Here is a 17,939-nt window from a genome sequence, read left to right as displayed (position 1 = left end):
AAGAAACAGCGGATTGCATTATGAAACATAAAATTATTCTTCCAGGTGGCGCTGGCTTGGTGGGTCAGAACTTAGTCGCAAGGCTCAAGGGCAAAGGTTATAAGAATATTGTTGTACTCGACAAACACAAAGCCAACATAAAAATCCTTAAAACCGTTCACCCAGACATCACAGTCGAATTTGCAGACCTCGCTAACACTGGCGAATGGCAAAGGCATTTTTCGGACGCCGATATCGTCGTAATGTTACAGGCGCAAATTGGTGGTAACGATTATCAAGAGTTTGTACAAAACAACGTCGACTCAACGCGTCATATTCTCGAAACAATCAAATCATCTAACAATCCTTATTTGGTGCATATTAGCTCTTCAGTCGTCGAATCGGTTGCCGAAGACTATTATACTGATACAAAAAAAATACAGGAAAAAATGGTAGTTGATAGTGGAATCATGTGCCCTATCCTGCGCCCGACTTTAATGTTCGGTTGGTTTGACCGAAAGCATTTGGGTTGGCTTTCTCGTTTCATGAAAAGAGTTCCAGTTTTTCCCATACCAGGGAACGGTCGATACATGCGTCAACCCTTGTACGTTGGCGACTTTTGCAACGTGATTATTAGCTGCATACAAAATAGAGTACAAGGCGGAATTTACAACATTTCCGGGCACGAAAAAATTGACTACATAGATATTATTCGAGAAATAAAACGAGCAACGAAATCCAAGACATTTATCGCTAAAATCCCATATAGCTTGTTTTATTTATTAATTTGGGCGTGGTCGTTATTCGATAAAAACCCTCCTTTTACAACACAGCAGCTTGCTGCACTAAGTGCTAAAGACGAATTTGAGGTGATTGACTGGCCAAAAATATTTGGCGTTAATTACACTAAATTTTCAGACGCCATTAACGAAACATTTAATGATCCGACGTACAGCAAGATAGTATTGGAGTTCTAAGCATGGACAAGCGCATAGCTATATTAGGTGCGGGGCCAATGGGTTTGGCTGTAGCTTATCAACTATCACGGGATGGATATAACCCTATTGTATTTGAGGCTGACGATCGAGTTGGCGGTATGACCGCAGCATTCGATTTCTCGGGATTAAGTATCGAGCGCTACTATCATTTTCACTGTATTTCTGATCATGCGTTTCTGAATGTATTAGACGAGCTAGATTTGGCAGACCAGATGCGTTGGGTCGAAACCAAAATGGGTTACTGGTACCAAAATGAGTTACAACCATGGGGAAACCCTTTCGCATTGCTCAAATTTCGCGGACTGAGCCTCGTAGCGAAGTTTCGGTATGGATTACACGCATTTTTATCAACAAAACGAAACAACTGGAAACCCTTAGACCACGTAGAGGCAACTGGTTGGATTCGACGCTGGGTTGGTAGCGAGGCCTATGAAGTGCTATGGCGCAGGCTTTTCGATTACAAATTTTATGACTATACAGATAACCTTTCCGCTGCATGGATCTGGAGTCGTATCAGACGTATTGGCCGATCTCGCTATAGCTTATTCAGAGAAAAATTGGGTTATCTGGAAGGTGGTTCGGATACCCTTCTAAATGCCATGCGCGATCACATTTTAGCTAACGGCGGTGAAATCCAACTCAAATCGCCTGTCAAAAAAGTTATTATCGAAAACGGGGAAGTCCGCGGGTTAGAAGTCGATGGTGCCACTGTGCACTTCAATAAAATCATTAGCACCATACCGTTGCCGTACGTCGCATCGATTATGCCTGATCTTCCCGTGCACATACTGGAAAAATTTAGATCCGTAAAAAATATTGCAGTTGTATGTGTCATAGTCAAACTTAGGAAAGCCGTCACTGAGAATTTTTGGTTAAACACTAACGACCCCGAAATGGATATTCCCGGCCTGGTTGAATACACTAATCTCCGGCCACTTGACCATCATATTGTCTACGTGCCGTTTTACATACCAGGTGAGCACCCTAAATTCTCAGAACCAGACGAAAATTTTATTAATAAAGTCCGTTCGTATTTGCAGAAAATAAATCCTCAATTGTCTGAAGAAGACTTTATCGACATACGCGCGAGCCGCTATCGCTATGCTCAACCAATTTGTCAACCAGGATATCTAGACGATCTCCCTCCCGCAAAACTTCCAATAGAAGGGCTTTGGGCGGCAGATACATCTTATTATTATCCTGAGGATAGAGGTATTTCCGAAAGTATTGATTTTGGAAGAAAGCTGGCCAAGGATGCGACTCGTTGATGCACCGTTTTCTAACTAAACAGTTTTTCATCTTTCTCATAACTGGGGGTGTGGCTGCAACCGTAAATTTTGGCTCACGGATTTTTTATAATCAGTGGACCGATTTTTCGCTTGCGGTAATTCTTGCTTATATTACAGGAATGATAACTGCCTTCATTCTGGCTAAATTATTTGTATTTACGGAATCAGAACAACCGATACATCATTCAATCGGTTATTTTATTGTTGTAAATTTAGCTGCAGCTTTGCAAACGTGGTTAGTTACCATGGGACTGGCTTACTACGCCCTGCCAACACTCGGGATAACTTTTTATGTTAAAGAAATATCACACGCTACCGGGGTAATATTTCCGGTTTTTGCCAGCTATATTGGACACAGCAGATGGTCATTTAAATAATACACATAAAAACACCTAGAATTTTGGCTGCATCAAATACGAATCTATCAAAATAGAAATTTAAAAAAGCCCGTCAAAAGTCGGGCTTTTTTTCTACAAAGGAACGAAAGTCAATTGCTTGATCATAGAGAAAGCATCTTCCCGTCCTTTTCTTAGATACCCCTCACAAAAGCAGTACATTCATCCTGGCTGCCAGCTACTTAAATGTCAGATACTTGTGCCCAAAATAGCTCGTCACCATTGGAGCAGAAATACCAATAAGATGAGCAGTTCCCTCTGCTCCGTTATAAAAGCCTATCGCTGGAAATATAACTTTCGCCAAATACACGCTAACCGCCCAAGTAATAGCAAGCGCGAACATATTAACAACAATATAGTATGCGGTTTGACGAAAAACTGACTTCTGACTTGTTTGGAATACAAATGCTCGCATTAAAACAAAGCCAGCCAAGAGCCCAACAAAAAATGCTAATACCACAGCGATTTCATAACTAGCCCATATTGAAAATATAAAACGGGATGACCAGTTCAAGAAAGCTGAGATGCCGCCAACAAGAAGGAACTTTATCACTTCGCTCATTTACTGCTTCTTTCCAATTACAAAAAATTGTTTTCCAAAAAATCGCCAAAAGAACGGCATCCTTAGATATGCAGAAACAAATAAAAGCGGCGGATTTCCGCCACCAGACATCGTATATGGAAGGAATCGATCGGTTCTTCGAGTTACGATAAACTTCTGTAAACTTAGGGCTTCTGCCATAGAAGCGCCCGTTATGGGTGTGTAATGATCCCAATAATCCCAGTAAAGACCAGGAAGGTATTGAATGTTCGGCCCTATGCAGATTATGAGTCCGCCTTTTTTCAATGATCGATAAGCTTCACTTAAAGTTTTATCTATTAAGTTTTTGTCGGGTAAATGCTCTAAAAAATTGCTTGTAAATACAATATCTAAAGAATCTGCATCAATGGGCCAAGGGGCAGAACAGTCCTGTTGAAGAAACTGCGAGACACCCTCAACTCGCTTACCACACTCTGGGTTAAGATCCATCGAATATTTTTTATGGGCTTTTATGTTTCTGGTGAATTCGCCCCACCCAGCACCAAGATCGAGTACTGTGTGATTTGGTTTAATATATTTAGATAAAATTTCAGAGCAAATAAGTTTCCAGACTGAATCTCTGTACTTTTCATTTACTTCAAATCGTGCCTGATACTCAGCTTCTAAAATTTCTGATCTATTATCCATTCTAGCTCCGCATTAGCTTTGTTATTGTAATACTTTTGTTATCAAAGGCTCACTCAAGGCAAAAAATAGCACGATGGGCATAAAATTGCGCTCCTTGACGTTGTTTTTCGCCAACCATACGTCAAAATTGGAAGAGACCTTCTTTACATGCCATAACCCTCATAGTTAATTTTAAGTCAAACATAATCAATACGTCATAGGGTGTCGGGCCTTAAGGTGGTTTGCGACGGACAACGGAAAATAGGTCGTCTGGAGCAAAGCACTGCCAGTGCTGCGCAGTCACTAATTGGATTGGCAAGACCTCAGTTCCTGCTTCAGGCCCTGGGGTAAGCCATCAGCTATCTTGAGAGTTTCTGCACGAACCTGATCCTACGTCGAGAAAGGTGCCTGCCGATCGGCAACAACGCCGCAGAGCGTATGATTTTCCTAAACCTTACAGCTTGGTCGTGAAAGCTAGACCCAACCGTCAAACACCCTATGCGCCTGCCCCGCGCATAGGAGCCAGCCACTGGCGTCCTCGGTTGAAGTTTAATGAACGAGCCTCATCAAAGACAGAGCACCGTATCCGACTACGTTGCGGGACAGGAAGACGGTTATGCTTATGACTCAATGCAAGAGTGGGTGCTTTTGCTTTAAACGCGGCACCGCTGGTTCCTGGAGTAAAACTGGTCATGGCTCCCAAGAGTCTTAAGCAAAGACATATTGTGTTGGTAGCCGCTCGGCGCGACGGCTTCAATGCCAACCAACTCTTCTGTGGCGCAAGCTGATTTGGGATAAGCGGCCTGGCGAAAATGCTGGTACGACTGTGATGCCGGCCTCCGAACTGAACAAGACGCTCTAGCAGATGTTAGAACTGCAACGGTTGCTCGCCAAGAAAACGATGGAAGGAGAAATCCTAATAGACATCGTGGAGATCGCTCGGTCGCGAAATGGATCACACTCATTCACGCACTCCGGCACGAAACAAGGCCGCCAACATCACCAGCGGCGCATACGCGATGATCGTTCCAAGTACCGAAGAAATATGACCACCAGCAACAGCAACCGCCATGGGAAGCAACCAGACTATATTTATCCCAATGATCGAAAATGTAACAATTTTATGGCTTCCGTACTTCCTGGACGCGTATTGATAGGCATGACTTCGGTGAGCCTCGTAGACCTTGTCCCCATTCAATAGGCGGCGAAGAAGTGTCCAAGTTGCATCAACAATAAATACGCCCAAAAGTATGAGCCAACTCCACAGCAGCTCAACTGACGCCCAGGCTGCCACAAGGCTCAAAACGCCCAGTATCAAACCCAGAAAACCACTCCCGGCGTCGCCCATAAAAATGCGAGCGGGTGGGAAGTTCCAACACAAAAAACCCCCTACCGCTGCCGATAACAGCAGCGCGGGTGGCATCAATTCGACATGCCCCGTAAACCCGTAAACAACGCAACTTCCGAGACAGACACAAATGGCCTCTGCGCTGGCCAGGCCATCAATGCCATCCATGAAATTGTATAGGTTCAACATCCAGACAAGGTACAGCAACGCCAGGAGGCTGCCGAACCAACCCAAATCAACCATCACGCCGAAGAACTGAATCGGAGGAAGGCCGTTTACCCAGAACAGTGCCCAGCCCGCTGCGATGAAATGCCCCAGCAACCGCCATCGGGCAGCGATATGCCCGTGGTCATCGGCGAACCCGATGATCGCAACGAGCACTCCCGAACCAAGCAACCCAAACATAGCCGGAAGACTCAGCAAATCAAGGGCACCAAGGACGGGAAGTGCCAAAAGGAAGGAAACGACAATGGCGACCCCTCCCCCGCGTGGCGTCGGGATCGAATGGGAGCTGCGCTCATTAGGGATATCCATCAAGCTTTTGGCCAACGCGTAACGGCGCAAGACGAGGGTCAATACCCAGGAAACTGCGAACACTGCAAAAAACAGCCACCAAACAGTCATTTCTTTTGCAGTTCCAGGTAGTGGCCAGCGGTCTGACGCAAGGCGTTGTCTATGTTTATGGTTGGCGTCCAGCCCAGTAACGCTTGGTTCTTGCTGATATCAACTTGCAACGATCCGCATATCCTCTGAGCGACCGACCGCTTACCCAGCGCCAAGGCTCCCAGCTTTAACAGCCACTCGGGCATCGGCAGAAGCCGCGCAGGTTTGCCCAGCGCCTTGGATAGACGCCGCAGCAATTGAGTCGTAGACAGGTCTTCACCGTCGCTGACCAGAAAGGTTTGATTGGCCGCAGCCGGATGATCAATGCACGTGACGATAAGGCTCACCAGGTTTCCGATAGCCACGAGGCTTCGCTGATTTTGAATCGCACCGAACGGCAATGGAATGCCCTTATCCAGCCAACGCAACATACTAAGAAAATTGGCTTTCACACCAGGCCCATAGACCAGTGGCGGGCGGATGATCACGACCTCCATGCCGCTGTCACGACCCAGCAACTTCAATGCCTCTTCGGCCTCATGCTTTGAGACGCCATACGGGTCGAAAGGATTGGGCGGGTCATCAGCTTTGAATGGCTTGCCGGGGTGCGTACTTTCGCCATTAACCTTGATTGAGCTGAGGAAAATGAAGCGCTTTACCCCTGATTCGGCAGCACGCTGGGCCAACCTGAGCGTGCCTTCCACGTTTACCTTGCGAAACTCGGCCAACGAGTCCGTTGCGGTTTCATCCATGACATGCACACGGGCAGCGGCATGAATGACAACTTGGACATCTTCGAGCGCAGGCAGGCTCTTGGCTTGGGTCAAGTCGAAGGGTCGGACCGGACACAATCCGTGCAAGCGAGTACTACCGCGTGCGGCTGCGATCGGGGAGAACTTCTTGTCCACCAATAGCCTGAAAATGACGGCCTCACCCACAAAACCGCTTGCCCCTGTCACTAATACCTTAAGGGCAGTCATCTAGCCTTATTCCCGATCAACGCAGTAACCCAGCAAATACAAAAGAAAAATACCTTGTCCCTCACCCGCCGTCGGCAATGCCAGGCACTGAAGGAAAGTCTCAGAAGATGGTTGCGCCGCAGCGTCAGCCAAGTTCGAACAAAAGGATCTGTGCCCTGCCCGACCAAGTTCGCAATCAACTGGACCTGATTGAACCACCAGCCATCATGGATCGTTTTGTAACGGGCAATCAGCGGGCTTAACCCCTTGTTGGCACCCACCTGATTGCGCTCGTGCTGGCGATAATCCATGGACGGTTCAGGGTCGATGTACCAGCGGAAACCATTGCTGCGGGCGTAGGCATAGCAGTACCAGTCATGCAGGCTGACACCTTGCAATAGCTGCCAATTATCGAGCATCGAAGCCTTTAGTGAATCAGCGAGGCTCTTGCTCAAAACATACGTACAGCCAGGCCCCGCAGCCTCGAACAGGAAATCCCATTCAACCTGGGGTTGAGCCTTGTCCAGCAGATGGGTTTTACCATCGGGCCAAAAAGCCGTGACGTTACTGGAGTAGGCATCGACTTGGCGGGCTTGAATGGCTTGGGTCGCACGCTGAAGCTTATCTGCGTGCCAGATGTCATCCTGGTCTGCAAAGGCAACGAAGTCGTAACCTTCGAAGTTGACATCACGAATCAGTCGAAAGAAGTTGCGAGAGGCACCACCAAAACTGCCGGCAGCCGGCAAGACCAGAACGCCGGGGTGGGTCGCAGCGTAAGCTGCGCACCACGCTTCGGTACCGTCAGTGGAGGGGTCGATACTGATATGAACGATTACGTCGACAGCTGACTGGCCGAGGATCGAAGCCAACTGCTCCTCAATCCATCGCATGCCATTGTAGGCCGCCAGCAAAACTGCAACCTTGGGATGTTTTACTGGCATGCCATTCCTGCTTGCACCGGTTAAACGCTACTGTTCGAAAGGATAAAGCGTTCGAATCAGTGAGAAGGCGAGTCCAGCAGCTTCTGCAGGTATTGACCGTAGCCCGTCTTCTTCAGGGCATTGGCTTGAGCGCCCAACTGTTCGGCGGTAATCCAGCCGTTGTTGTAGGCAATTTCTTCCAGGCATGCCACTTTCAGGCCTTGGCGCTGTTCGATGGTATGCACGAAGTGACTGGCCTCCAGTAGCGAATCATGGGTACCCGTATCGAGCCAGGCAAAACCACGGCCCAGCATTTCAACATTGAGCGTTTTCCGCTCCAGGTACGCGCGGTTCACATCGGTGATTTCCAGCTCGCCACGCTCGGAGGGCTTGATACCCTTGGCGATCTCTACGACATCGTTGTCGTAGAAGTACAGGCCGGTCACCGCATAGTTGGATTTTGGTTTCAGCGGTTTTTCTTCAATGCTCAGGGCCCGACCGGTCTTGTCGAACTCGACAACGCCGAAACGCTCTGGATCAGAGACGTGATAACCGAAGACAGTAGCGCCGCTCTGTTGAGAGCTGGCGGAACGAAGGTTGTCCGAGAAGTGCTGACCGTAGAAGATGTTGTCGCCGAGGATCAGACAGCAAGGGTCTTCGCCGATGAACTCTTCACCAATGATGAAGGCTTGTGCGAGACCATCAGGGCTAGGCTGTTCGGCGTAGGTCAGATTGATACCGTACTGGCTGCCGTCACCCAGCAACTTGCGGAAACACGGCAAGTCTTCTGGCGTGGAGATAATCAGCACTTCACGCATGCCTGCGAGCATCAGCACCGACAGCGGATAAAAGATCATCGGCTTGTCGTAGATCGGCAGCATCTGTTTGGACACGCCAAGGGTCAGCGGATGCAAGCGCGTACCCGAGCCGCCGGCGAGGATGATGCCTTTACGATTTGTCGTGCTCATTTGTTCAGAACTTCCCTAAGCATTCGGGTTACGCCACTTTGCCAATCCGGCAAGTGTAGAGAAAAATTGTCACGCAGCTTCTGAGTATTCAAACGTGAATTCAGAGGGCGGCGCGCAGGTGTCGGATAAGCCGTCGTTTCAATCGGATTCACCGACGTTACGGCAAGCTCCTCGCCATTGGCCTGGGCGAAGCCGATCACATGGCTAGCATAGCCGTGCCACGATACTTCGCCACTGGCGGCCAAGTGATACACGCCCGCAAGCTCTGGGCGCTGCAGCACTTGCTGAATGGCCAGCGCGGTCACGTCGGCGATCAGGTCTGCGCCGGTCGGGGCTCCGATCTGGTCGGCAATGACGCTCAACATTTCGCGATCCTTGGCCAGACGCAGCATGGTCTTGGCGAAGTTGTTGCCGCGAGCACCATAGACCCAGCTGGTACGGAAGATCAGATGCTTGCAGCCCGACGCGGTAATCGCCTGCTCACCCGCCAGCTTGCTGGCGCCGTAGTGGTTCACCGGGGCGACTGGATCTGACTCTTGCCACGGCGTTGTGCCCAGGCCACTGAAGACGTAGTCCGTCGAATAGTGAATCAGCCAGGCGCCCAGAGCCGCAGCTTCTTCGGCCATGACCTGACTCGCCAGACCGTTCACACGGTCGGCCAGCTCCGTCTCGGACTCTGCCTTATCGACAGCGGTGTAGGCCGCCGCGTTGACGATGACGTCAGGTTTGACCTGACGGATCGTTGCGCGCAAGACCTCGAGATCGGACAGATCGCCACACAAACCATCCACCGCATGGCGGTCCAGGGCGATCAGCTCACCCAGCGGCGCGAGGGAGCGTTGCAGCTCCCAGCCTACCTGGCCGTTTTTTCCGAGCAGAAGTATTTTCATGCTTTGTTCGAGCGATCTGCGTAGTTTTGATCGATCCACTGCTGGTAGCTGCCGCTCTTTACGTGAGCGACCCATTCAGTGTTGTTGAGGTACCACTCGACCGTTTTGCGGATGCCGGTTTCAAATGTTTCTTCCGGCGTCCAACCCAGTTCACGCTGAATTTTGCTGGCGTCGATCGCGTAGCGCTGGTCATGGCCCGGCCGATCCTGAACGTAGGTGATCAGACTGGCATGGGGACGGTGAGCCGAATCGGGGCGCAGTTCGTCGAGCAGCGCGCACAGGGTATGCACCACTTCGATGTTTTGCTTCTCGTTATGGCCGCCGATGTTGTACGTCTCGCCGAGAACGCCTTCGGTCACGACTTTGTACAGTGCGCGCGCATGGTCTTCGACGTACAACCAGTCACGAACCTGATTGCCCTTGCCGTAAACCGGCAGCGGCTTACCTTCCAGCGCATTGAGAATGATCAGCGGGATCAACTTCTCAGGGAAGTGGTAAGGGCCATAGTTGTTCGAGCAGTTGGTGACCAGCGTCGGCAGGCCGTACGTACGGCTCCAGGCGCGAACCAGGTGATCGGAACTGGCCTTGCTGGCCGAGTAAGGCGAGCTTGGCTGATAGGGCGTGGTTTCGGTGAAGAGGTCTTCGGGACCTTCGAGGTCTCCGTAAACTTCGTCAGTCGAGATGTGGTGAAAGCGGAAATTGGCCTTGCGTGCGTCATCGAGCGCGGACCAATACTGACGCGCCGCTTCCAGAAGGGTGTAGGTGCCGATGATGTTGGTCTGGATGAATTCAGACGGACCAGAGATCGAACGGTCTACGTGGGACTCTGCCGCCAGGTGCATGATTGCATCCGGCTGGTGTTCACGCAGGACGCGGTCGATTTCGTCGCGATCACAGATGTCGACACGCTCAAATGCGTAGCGGGAGTTCTGGCTGACTTCATCCAGCGACTCAAGATTACCGGCGTACGTTAGCTTGTCGACGTTAACGACGGAATCGGTCGTGAAGGAGATGATATGACGAATGACTGCCGAGCCGATAAATCCGGCGCCGCCGGTTACTAGAATTTTCACGCGAAACCATACCCCTGAGCTGCTGACAGGGCCGTGAACCGAGCACTGTCTAATCCATGAATGCAAAAGCCATCGAATCAATTGAGGCTTCTGACAGAGTCAGTTTGTAACGATTCGGGAATTCGACCCACCGTACAAGCGCAGCATTTTACAGCTTAATGAACGTTTTACTAATGGATATGGACAAGCAGCGGCCAAAGCCAAGTGGGCCTGCGCCATTGCTGCCGGCGTCAGACAACGCGCTTGCGCGAAGCCCTCGACGAACGCCCCAGAAACCAGCCCAGAATCGGGCCGATCACCATACCGATCAGCAGCGCTAGAACCATGATCAGCGACACCGGGAGCTGTGGTCCTGCCCAGCCGAGGAACAACAACGAAACCGATTGTTGATTCTCGAGAACAAACGCCAGGACAGCCAACACCAGCAGCAGGATAAACACGCCGAGCAAAATTCGTTTCAGATTACGCATGAGCGGCTCCCTGAATGGTGGTCACCGTCAAAGCACTTCCTCCTCATCCTCGTTCACGCGATCACGCAGTTCTTTGCCTGGCTTGAAATGCGGCACGAACTTGCCGTCGAGGCTGACGGACTGACCGGTTTTCGGATTGCGACCTACGCGCGGTGCGCGGTAGTGCAGGGAGAAGCTGCCAAAACCACGGATTTCGATGCGATCACCGGTGGCCAGACATTGGGACATTTGTTCAAGCATGGTCTTGATGGCCAGCTCCACATCCTTCGATGAGAGCAGCCCTTGATGGGTGACAATTCGTTCGATCAACTCCGACTTCGTCATATTTTTCCCTTCTTTTTCAAGCAGCTAGATCAGCGCTTCAAAGGTTTTAGCACGCCTCGATGAATTTGAACAGCCCGGCTCATGACATATCTTTATCAACCGTGAGATGCCCGATTTCGGAGCAGCTCAACGCTCGCACCACCCTGCATAATCACCGACAGATAACCAACATGGTGCGCGTGAAAAAGCCCGCAGGATTGAAACCAAAAGGAAATTCATCCTCCTCTTTGACATCATCAGACCGCACCACCACTTTGTAGCCGGCCGCCTTGCACTCCTTGGCTGCCCGCTTCTTGCATCGCTCCCAACTGGACCCCAGCCCCGAACAATCGATCTCGATACCACTAACGCCACGCACCGCGTGAGTCTTGGCGTTAGTGGTACACCCCGCCAGTGTCAGCACTGCTATTGCGACAATGAGCTTGTTCATTCACTTCCCTATACCAGGCACCCTGCCCGGCTCGTTCGCTTGAGCTAAAGACTAGCTGCAAATAAGCGATTGATCCGATTAAAGAAAGGGACAGCACGTAGAGCGCGTTGGTTTCATGGCCTGCCTGACTCCCGCATAATCAGCATGTTTTTGTAGAAAATGACGGTGGCTGAGTTGTAGTAATAAAGCATGAGTGCGGATCATGCTGAAGCACCGCGCCGCCCGATTTCAAAACTGCTACGCAGCCAGTTGCAGGCTTCGCCCGCTGCTACATGGCGTGTTTCGTTTGGGTTCGGAATATAGCGTGGGGTTATGGTTTGCGGGCGTGGCACTTAGGCGGCCAGCAGGGCCAACTAATTTTAAACAAATTGGCATAGGAGGCGACCTTCACAAACAGCTCTCCTTCCTACACCTCCCAGCATGAGGCCCCACTCTGGGGGGGGGCGCGAGATTGAGTTATGAGTGTCGAACTAGCCTCAATCTGTCAAACCACTCGCAAGATGGCCGGGGCTTACGAAAAGTAGTAGTAAGCTTTCCAACCAAAAATTTTAGATCGCAGGTCGTGCCTATGCTGGGCGCACAGAAAAAAACCGCCTAGAGGCGGTTTATTATGAGGGGCAAGGCTCAGATAGCGAGCTCTTCATCCGAAAGGTTTGAGTAAAAAAAATCGGGGTACATGGCACAAACTTGCCGAAGACCTAAGCTCTCCAAAACCGGCACTACAATGCCGGCCTGCTCCTTGTAGATCTCCACCTGCACAATTACCTTGTTGTTTGCGATGATATTTTTCATCCCAAGCAATGCCCGATCCTCGTGCGCCTCCACATCCATCTTTATAACTACGTGGGAGTTTCTAATATCCAACACATCATCAACTGCTATCGCTTTAACAGTCCTTGATGAGCCGCTAGAGGACACCTCCGACTCTCCGAGAATTCGGGTTGCTCCACGATTTCCGTCGTCATGTGAACGACTGTTTTGAACCGTTACAACGCCAGCAGCATCACTAACAGCCGCGTGCTGAGCAACTATTACGCCATCCAGCTTGTTAAGAAAGATGTTTGCCTGCAGCTGCGCAAAATTGTAGGCATCCGCATCAAATGCATAGACCCTTTCAAAAATCCCCGTGCTCTGAAGCATCAGAGAATAGTAACCCCAGTACGAGCCCAAATCCAAGAACACGGGATTGCTACGACCTCGAAACAACTCTGAGAGCTTCATCAGATAGCGAACCTGCTCCCCCTCCCACTCTCCCTGCTCGACTACTAGTCGATCGACAAGTGAACTTCGATCCAGTAGCAATCTAAAACCGTTCACTTCATAAATTGACACGTCGTGCAAGGGCGTCTCAGGTGGCAACGCTCTCTTGGCGACACTGGAAAGCTCTTGTATCGACGAATTTATAGCGAGAAGTTGCTCATTGACTGCTTCCTGTCCTGCCCTCGCCGAAATATTCTGCAGGGATGCAGCTATACCAAGGAGAGCAGAATAGACCCCAGCTATCTGTCTGAACGGAGCAATTTTTGTAAGTCCCATACCTTTCCTTGCTTGGAAAACCATATCTGAATTGTGTTCCGGACAGCGCATTTCTGCGCAAGCCTCCAATATACAGAAACTGTGTTACAGAGTGGAGGGTTCGGTTTCGAAAACGACTCTACACCTGCTCTGCTGTTGTTCAACCGGCAGTTTCACTAGCCTCTGTGCATAAAAACGAATCTGGCAAAAAAAATCTTGTAGGCTCAACTTTTTAGGATCACTTCAGCCACAGACCAATTGCTACCAACCGAAGGCTAGCAAAGGAGACTTCTGCGCGATGATTGCTGGAAAAGCTAAGCAGCAAGGTCGGGCCTTCTCAGGTGGGATGCTGAACGATACCCTCAAGCAATCAGCATGAGCACCTCAACAAATTTGTTACGCTTGCGCGCAGCGCACCAAGAGTGGAGTATCCAATTTAAAACCACCTGACGGCGGTTTTATACCAATTCATTTAACTGAACGAGGTAGCGATACTTGAACTTTTTTTAGGTTGATCTCATATCCTACGTCAAACGCAGGAATCCACCCCGCTTCCTGCGTGATTCGTATAGTTGAAACTCTGCCATGACTGACATTTCCAGAGTAGATTTCTCTTGAAAGAACCTCGAAATCAATTGTAGTGTCTACACGCGGAGACACCAAGAACCCTGCACTTCCTACCTGCTCCAAATACCGATATTTTTTCACCACTCCATCGGTAGTTTTTATTTCAATGAACAATAATGGCGGGCGAAATCCAAAACCAAGAACGCGACCGATAATATTTTTCTTTAGATTTATTTCCGCCCAAATCAGTTCATTTGATCCATCAATTTCGACTTGCTCACCCAACTTACCGTTCAATACTTTGTAGCTTTCGTACTCAACAACCCTAGGTACTATCGACTCCGAAAAAACAAGACCTGCCGGCACTTTATCTTTCAAATCGTAGTTTTTCCAAATTTCAGGCCAGCTAAGCCCATCTTCCATCGCTGAGTAGCGATTATCGATTGGCTCAATATTAAATATAAGATTTTTTGGCCGTCCTTCATCGGACAGATGCTTCGCATTCATCTTTGCGAGAGCACTGTTGAATGCGGAGTAACTTTGGATCACCGGGCGCGGCGACCACTGTGCATTAGATGCTAACAATGAAGATTGATGAAACGAATAAATATCGACACTACCATCTAGAGCAGGGATAGGAAACTGACTAGACAAATCTATCATACGCTGATCGAAACGCTTCTTGAAAGATGCACGATCAAAGATGACGTCCAGAACTCCATTAATATTACTGACCGCTTGACCTTTCCACTCCCCAACAACAACTGAAATAGGCCGTTGTATCTGGCCATTGTAAGACATAACACAGAGCACACTTGTAACCACCGCAAAACTCACAGAAAGAGCCGTAACGCTATTTGCAATAAACAGGCAAGCCATCAAAGCCATAGCCCCTGCAGCGATGACCTCATGAATGTCCTGCCGTACGTAGGCAGCCTTAAATACAAAAAATAAAGTTGCACCAACAGCTAAAACTGTAGGAATGCTTCGATATTTTAAGGATACAAGCAGCGCCAGCATTACACCGACACAGTAGACCAGCACCACCCAAATAGACCCCTCAAAAGCCATTGCATCAGTGTAACCAGAAACAATAGGTTTCATTGCGATGGCATGAAGCATAAGTCCGCTTAAAGGCTGACCCGACATCACCCAGAGCAGTACCACGCAGACGATGTAGACTATCAAAGGAAGAACTCGCAACCTCCATAGTCCCGGTACGAAAATTACAAGTACCAGCAAGGCGAAACTAGATATCGCGAACGTACCTTTTACTAACGTAATACTTGCTAAGGTAAACACCCCGAGAATTGATAGCGCACTGATCCTTTCACTCTTAACATCAAAATTTAGGCACAAGTACACCAACAGAGGCGCTATTAGGAACAGCGCATCTTTTAGATAAAATATTGATATAATTGAAACGATTAATCCCCACGCGATAATTAAAAGACTCCCCGATAGCTTTTTTTCGGACAACCGAACAAATGCGAGAGTCAAAAAAACACTCAGTAGAGATGTCACACCCAACATCATGCCAAACAAACCAGGGTAATAGCTCCTAGTATAGGCTGCACTAAACGGACCAAAAGTAAAAACTATATCAGTCCCAAAAGCCATTTTTTTAGCCGAGGCATAGTTCATACTCATCTGCCATGAATGCTCAAGATCCTCACCAGGCAGAATTGGCGACCAAGGTACAAAGTACAGAAGCATCAACATGAAGCATATTATAGCCGCTAGACAATACCAGAGCTTATCAGGCGATTGGTACCAAGTTTTCATACCAACATCCCTCTTTTCTTTACTACTTTCGATTCTAACCATATTATCTTTACTTAGCATAAAATCAATCAAACACCAAAAAGCGGAATTACCACCAACACTCAAATCGATAATTATTTTAATTTTAGTCTTGGCCGATATTTCGCCTCTAAAAATCATCTAAAATAACTTTTACAATAATTGCTTTAGATCATTTTTAATTAGTTTCGCTAGCGTACAACCAAATATCAAACGCACCACATAAACACACAGGAGGCCTAGTCTTAAAATCAATCGCTAAATACGCGATTATAGAGATCACTACCCGCGCCTCTTATCAATTCCGGTACAGCCGAAACTTGCAAAATTATTTTAGCACTGTGATTAACAACAATATTTTCTGACGCTTCATAAAAAAGGGCGACCGAAGTCGCCCTTTTTCTATGGTCTGACAGAACTTAGTTCTGTTTTTCCATTTGTGCACGCAACAGGTCGCCCAGAGTGGTAGGACCAGCAGCGATGCTATCCGCAGGCTTGTCTTTCAAGCTTTGGATGGCTTCTTTCTCTTCAGCATCGTCTTTCGACTTGATGGAGAGCTGGATTACACGGCTCTTGCGGTCAACGCTGATGATCTTGGCTTCTACTTCCTGACCTTCTTTCAGAACGTTGCGCGCGTCTTCAACGCGGTCACGGCTGATTTCGGAGGCTTTCAGAGTCGCTTCGATATCGTCGGCCAGAGTGATGATGGCGCCTTTAGCGTCAACTTCTTTCACGATGCCTTTAACGATTGCGCCTTTGTCGTTCTCTTGAACGTACTCGGAGAACGGATCGCTTTCCAGTTGCTTGATACCCAGGGAGATACGCTCGCGCTCTGGGTCAACCGACAGGATAACGGTGTCCAGCTCGTCGCCCTTCTTGAAGCGGCGAACGGCTTCTTCGCCCACTTCGTTCCAGGAGATGTCGGACAGGTGAACCAGACCGTCGATGCCGCCGTCCAGACCAATGAAGATACCGAAATCGGTGATCGACTTGATGGTGCCGGAGATTTTATCGCCCTTGTTGAACTGGCCAGAGAAATCTTCCCATGGGTTAGATTTGCACTGCTTGATGCCGAGGGAGATACGACGACGCTCTTCGTCGATGTCCAGAACCATAACTTCCACTTCGTCGCCGACTTGTACGACTTTCGAAGGGTGGATGTTCTTGTTGGTCCAGTCCATTTCGGAAACGTGTACCAGGCCTTCAACGCCTTCTTCCAGCTCAGCGAAGCAGCCGTAGTCGGTCAGGTTGGTTACACGAGCGGTAACGCGAGTGCTTTCTGGGTAACGGGCTTTGATAGCAACCCATGGATCTTCGCCCAGTTGCTTCAGGCCCAGGGAAACACGATTGCGTTCGCGATCGTACTTCAGAACCTTGACATCAATCTCGTCGCCAACGTTGACGATTTCGGAAGGATGCTTGATACGTTTCCAAGCCATGTCGGTAATGTGCAGCAGGCCATCGACGCCACCCAGATCGACGAATGCGCCGTAATCGGTGAGGTTCTTGACGATACCTTTGACTTGTTGGCCTTCCTGCAGGGATTCCAGCAGAGCTTCACGCTCAGCGGAGTTCTCGGCTTCGAGGACGCTACGACGGGAAACGACAACGTTGTTGCGTTTCTGGTCGAGTTTGATGACCTTGAATTCCAGCTCTTTGCCTTCCAGGTGCGTAGTATCGCGCACAGGACGGACGTCAACCAGAGAACCTGGCAGGAACGCACGGATGCCGTTAACGTCGACAGTGAAGCCGCCTTTAACCTTACCGTTGATAACGCCCTTGACCACTTCTTCGGCTGCGAAGGCTGCTTCCAGAACAATCCAGCATTCAGCGCGCTTGGCTTTTTCACGGGACAGCTTGGTTTCACCAAAGCCGTCTTCAACCGAGTCCAGAGCAACGTGAACTTCGTCACCGACGTTGATAGTCAGGTCGCCAGCGTCGTTGTAGAACTGCTCAAGCGGGATGAGTGCTTCAGACTTCAGGCCAGCGTGAACGGTTACCCAGCGAGCTTGGTAATCGATATCAACGATAACACCGGTGATGATGGAGCCTGCCTGAAGGTTCAGGGTTTTTAGGCTTTCTTCAAAGAGTTCCGCAAAGCTTTCGCTCATTTTAATTCCTGTTGATGAGGGCGAAGAATACGCCCATCTCCACACCCCAGACGGTGTGGGTTAGTTTCATTTAAAAGAAGCGCCACAGGA

At 49.3% G+C, this 17,939-nt stretch carries 17 protein-coding genes; 3 read left to right on the top strand and 14 right to left on the bottom strand.

The genetic code is table 11. The features are described 5' to 3' along the window. The first annotated feature begins 20 nt into the window (after positions 1-20). Genes EJA72_RS07635 through EJA72_RS07625 form a run of 3 tightly spaced genes read left to right on the top strand, consistent with a single transcriptional unit; the run spans position 21 to position 2,643 of the window. A complete protein-coding gene (locus tag EJA72_RS07635; protein WP_157710888.1) occupies positions 21-956 on the top strand; it encodes an NAD(P)-dependent oxidoreductase in 936 nt (311 codons plus the stop codon). A gap of 2 nt (positions 957-958) precedes the next feature. Continuing rightward, a complete protein-coding gene (locus tag EJA72_RS07630) occupies positions 959-2,245 on the top strand; it encodes an NAD(P)/FAD-dependent oxidoreductase (protein ID WP_157710887.1) in 1,287 nt (428 codons plus the stop codon). Continuing rightward, positions 2,245-2,643: a GtrA family protein gene (locus EJA72_RS07625; protein WP_157710886.1), complete on the top strand. Its 399-nt coding sequence runs from the start codon at positions 2,245-2,247 to the stop codon at positions 2,641-2,643. The genes EJA72_RS07630 and EJA72_RS07625 overlap by 1 nt, the downstream gene beginning before the upstream one ends. A gap of 196 nt (positions 2,644-2,839) precedes the next feature. Here EJA72_RS07625 and EJA72_RS07620 read toward each other — a convergent pair whose 3' ends face one another. From EJA72_RS07620 to rpsA, 14 genes are all read right to left on the bottom strand, one after another. Further along, entirely contained in the window at positions 2,840-3,223 is a 384-nt protein-coding gene (locus EJA72_RS07620; RefSeq protein WP_157710885.1) for a GtrA family protein, read from the bottom strand. Then, positions 3,224-3,889 carry a class I SAM-dependent methyltransferase gene (locus EJA72_RS07615; RefSeq protein WP_157710884.1) on the bottom strand — a complete coding sequence of 222 codons (666 nt, stop codon included), beginning with the start codon at positions 3,887-3,889 and terminating at the stop codon, positions 3,224-3,226. 940 nt (positions 3,890-4,829) lie between these two features. After that, on the bottom strand, positions 4,830-5,840 hold the full coding sequence (locus tag EJA72_RS07610) for a glycosyltransferase family 4 protein (RefSeq protein WP_157710883.1): 1,011 nt from the start codon (positions 5,838-5,840) through the stop codon (positions 4,830-4,832). Continuing rightward, on the bottom strand, positions 5,837-6,799 hold the full coding sequence (locus tag EJA72_RS07605) for an SDR family oxidoreductase (RefSeq protein ID WP_157710882.1): 963 nt from the start codon (positions 6,797-6,799) through the stop codon (positions 5,837-5,839). The genes EJA72_RS07610 and EJA72_RS07605 overlap by 4 nt, the downstream gene beginning before the upstream one ends. Then, on the bottom strand, positions 6,796-7,719 hold the full coding sequence (locus tag EJA72_RS07600) for a glycosyltransferase (RefSeq protein ID WP_157710881.1): 924 nt from the start codon (positions 7,717-7,719) through the stop codon (positions 6,796-6,798). Before EJA72_RS07600 ends, EJA72_RS07605 begins: the two co-directional genes overlap by 4 nt. A gap of 56 nt (positions 7,720-7,775) precedes the next feature. Next, positions 7,776-8,666, bottom strand: coding sequence for a glucose-1-phosphate thymidylyltransferase RfbA (rfbA, locus tag EJA72_RS07595; protein WP_157710880.1), 891 nt, complete (start codon positions 8,664-8,666; stop codon positions 7,776-7,778). Then, positions 8,663-9,556: a dTDP-4-dehydrorhamnose reductase gene (rfbD, locus tag EJA72_RS07590; RefSeq protein ID WP_157710879.1), complete on the bottom strand. Its 894-nt coding sequence runs from the start codon at positions 9,554-9,556 to the stop codon at positions 8,663-8,665. The genes rfbA and rfbD overlap by 4 nt, the downstream gene beginning before the upstream one ends. After that, the gene (rfbB, locus tag EJA72_RS07585; RefSeq protein ID WP_178129160.1) at positions 9,553-10,629 is read right to left on the bottom strand and encodes a dTDP-glucose 4,6-dehydratase; all 1,077 of its coding nucleotides are present in this window, start codon (positions 10,627-10,629) and stop codon (positions 9,553-9,555) included. The genes rfbD and rfbB overlap by 4 nt, the downstream gene beginning before the upstream one ends. A gap of 230 nt (positions 10,630-10,859) precedes the next feature. Beyond that, on the bottom strand, positions 10,860-11,099 hold the full coding sequence (locus EJA72_RS07580) for a LapA family protein (protein WP_157710877.1): 240 nt from the start codon (positions 11,097-11,099) through the stop codon (positions 10,860-10,862). A gap of 27 nt (positions 11,100-11,126) precedes the next feature. Continuing rightward, positions 11,127-11,423, bottom strand: a complete 297-nt coding sequence (gene ihfB / locus EJA72_RS07575; RefSeq protein ID WP_033055808.1) for an integration host factor subunit beta — start codon at positions 11,421-11,423, stop codon at positions 11,127-11,129. Between the two features lie 151 nt (positions 11,424-11,574). Next, positions 11,575-11,853, bottom strand: a complete 279-nt coding sequence (locus EJA72_RS07570) for a hypothetical protein (protein WP_157710876.1) — start codon at positions 11,851-11,853, stop codon at positions 11,575-11,577. Between the two features lie 624 nt (positions 11,854-12,477). Next, positions 12,478-13,389 carry an FkbM family methyltransferase gene (locus tag EJA72_RS07565; RefSeq protein ID WP_157710875.1) on the bottom strand — a complete coding sequence of 304 codons (912 nt, stop codon included), beginning with the start codon at positions 13,387-13,389 and terminating at the stop codon, positions 12,478-12,480. Between the two features lie 447 nt (positions 13,390-13,836). Next, positions 13,837-15,879: a hypothetical protein gene (locus EJA72_RS07560; RefSeq protein ID WP_157710874.1), complete on the bottom strand. Its 2,043-nt coding sequence runs from the start codon at positions 15,877-15,879 to the stop codon at positions 13,837-13,839. A 278-nt stretch (positions 15,880-16,157) separates the two neighbouring features. Then, complete coding sequence (gene rpsA, locus EJA72_RS07555) at positions 16,158-17,849, bottom strand: 30S ribosomal protein S1 (protein WP_157710873.1); 1,692 nt, start codon at positions 17,847-17,849, stop codon at positions 16,158-16,160. Positions 17,850-17,939 lie beyond the last annotated feature (90 nt).

This window comes from Pseudomonas sp. PB120, assembly GCF_009761815.1.
Classification (GTDB): domain Bacteria; phylum Pseudomonadota; class Gammaproteobacteria; order Pseudomonadales; family Pseudomonadaceae; genus Aquipseudomonas.
The sequence above is the reverse complement of the archived record's forward strand: the minus strand, read 5'-3'. Positions and strand labels throughout refer to the sequence as shown.

Excerpts from the sequence above, each read along its gene's own strand:
- EJA72_RS07615 (WP_157710884.1), bottom strand. The coding sequence starts at position 3,889 with ATGGATAATAGATCAGAAATTTTAGAAGCTGAGTATCAGGCACGATTT.
- EJA72_RS07610 (WP_157710883.1), bottom strand. The coding sequence starts at position 5,840 with ATGACTGTTTGGTGGCTGTTTTTTGCAGTGTTCGCAGTTTCCTGGGTA.
- EJA72_RS07605 (WP_157710882.1), bottom strand. The coding sequence starts at position 6,799 with ATGACTGCCCTTAAGGTATTAGTGACAGGGGCAAGCGGTTTTGTGGGT.
- EJA72_RS07560 (WP_157710874.1), bottom strand. The coding sequence starts at position 15,879 with ATGATTTTTAGAGGCGAAATATCGGCCAAGACTAAAATTAAAATAATT.
- EJA72_RS07620 (WP_157710885.1), bottom strand. The coding sequence starts at position 3,223 with ATGAGCGAAGTGATAAAGTTCCTTCTTGTTGGCGGCATCTCAGCTTTC.
- EJA72_RS07630 (WP_157710887.1), top strand. The coding sequence starts at position 959 with ATGGACAAGCGCATAGCTATATTAGGTGCGGGGCCAATGGGTTTGGCT.
- EJA72_RS07625 (WP_157710886.1), top strand. The coding sequence starts at position 2,245 with ATGCACCGTTTTCTAACTAAACAGTTTTTCATCTTTCTCATAACTGGG.
- ihfB (WP_033055808.1), bottom strand. The coding sequence starts at position 11,423 with ATGACGAAGTCGGAGTTGATCGAACGAATTGTCACCCATCAAGGGCTG.
- rpsA (WP_157710873.1), bottom strand. The coding sequence starts at position 17,849 with ATGAGCGAAAGCTTTGCGGAACTCTTTGAAGAAAGCCTAAAAACCCTG.
- EJA72_RS07570 (WP_157710876.1), bottom strand. The coding sequence starts at position 11,853 with ATGAACAAGCTCATTGTCGCAATAGCAGTGCTGACACTGGCGGGGTGT.
- EJA72_RS07635 (WP_157710888.1), top strand. The coding sequence starts at position 21 with ATGAAACATAAAATTATTCTTCCAGGTGGCGCTGGCTTGGTGGGTCAG.
- rfbD (WP_157710879.1), bottom strand. The coding sequence starts at position 9,556 with ATGAAAATACTTCTGCTCGGAAAAAACGGCCAGGTAGGCTGGGAGCTG.
- EJA72_RS07580 (WP_157710877.1), bottom strand. The coding sequence starts at position 11,099 with ATGCGTAATCTGAAACGAATTTTGCTCGGCGTGTTTATCCTGCTGCTG.
- EJA72_RS07565 (WP_157710875.1), bottom strand. The coding sequence starts at position 13,389 with ATGGGACTTACAAAAATTGCTCCGTTCAGACAGATAGCTGGGGTCTAT.
- rfbA (WP_157710880.1), bottom strand. The coding sequence starts at position 8,666 with ATGAGCACGACAAATCGTAAAGGCATCATCCTCGCCGGCGGCTCGGGT.
- EJA72_RS07600 (WP_157710881.1), bottom strand. The coding sequence starts at position 7,719 with ATGCCAGTAAAACATCCCAAGGTTGCAGTTTTGCTGGCGGCCTACAAT.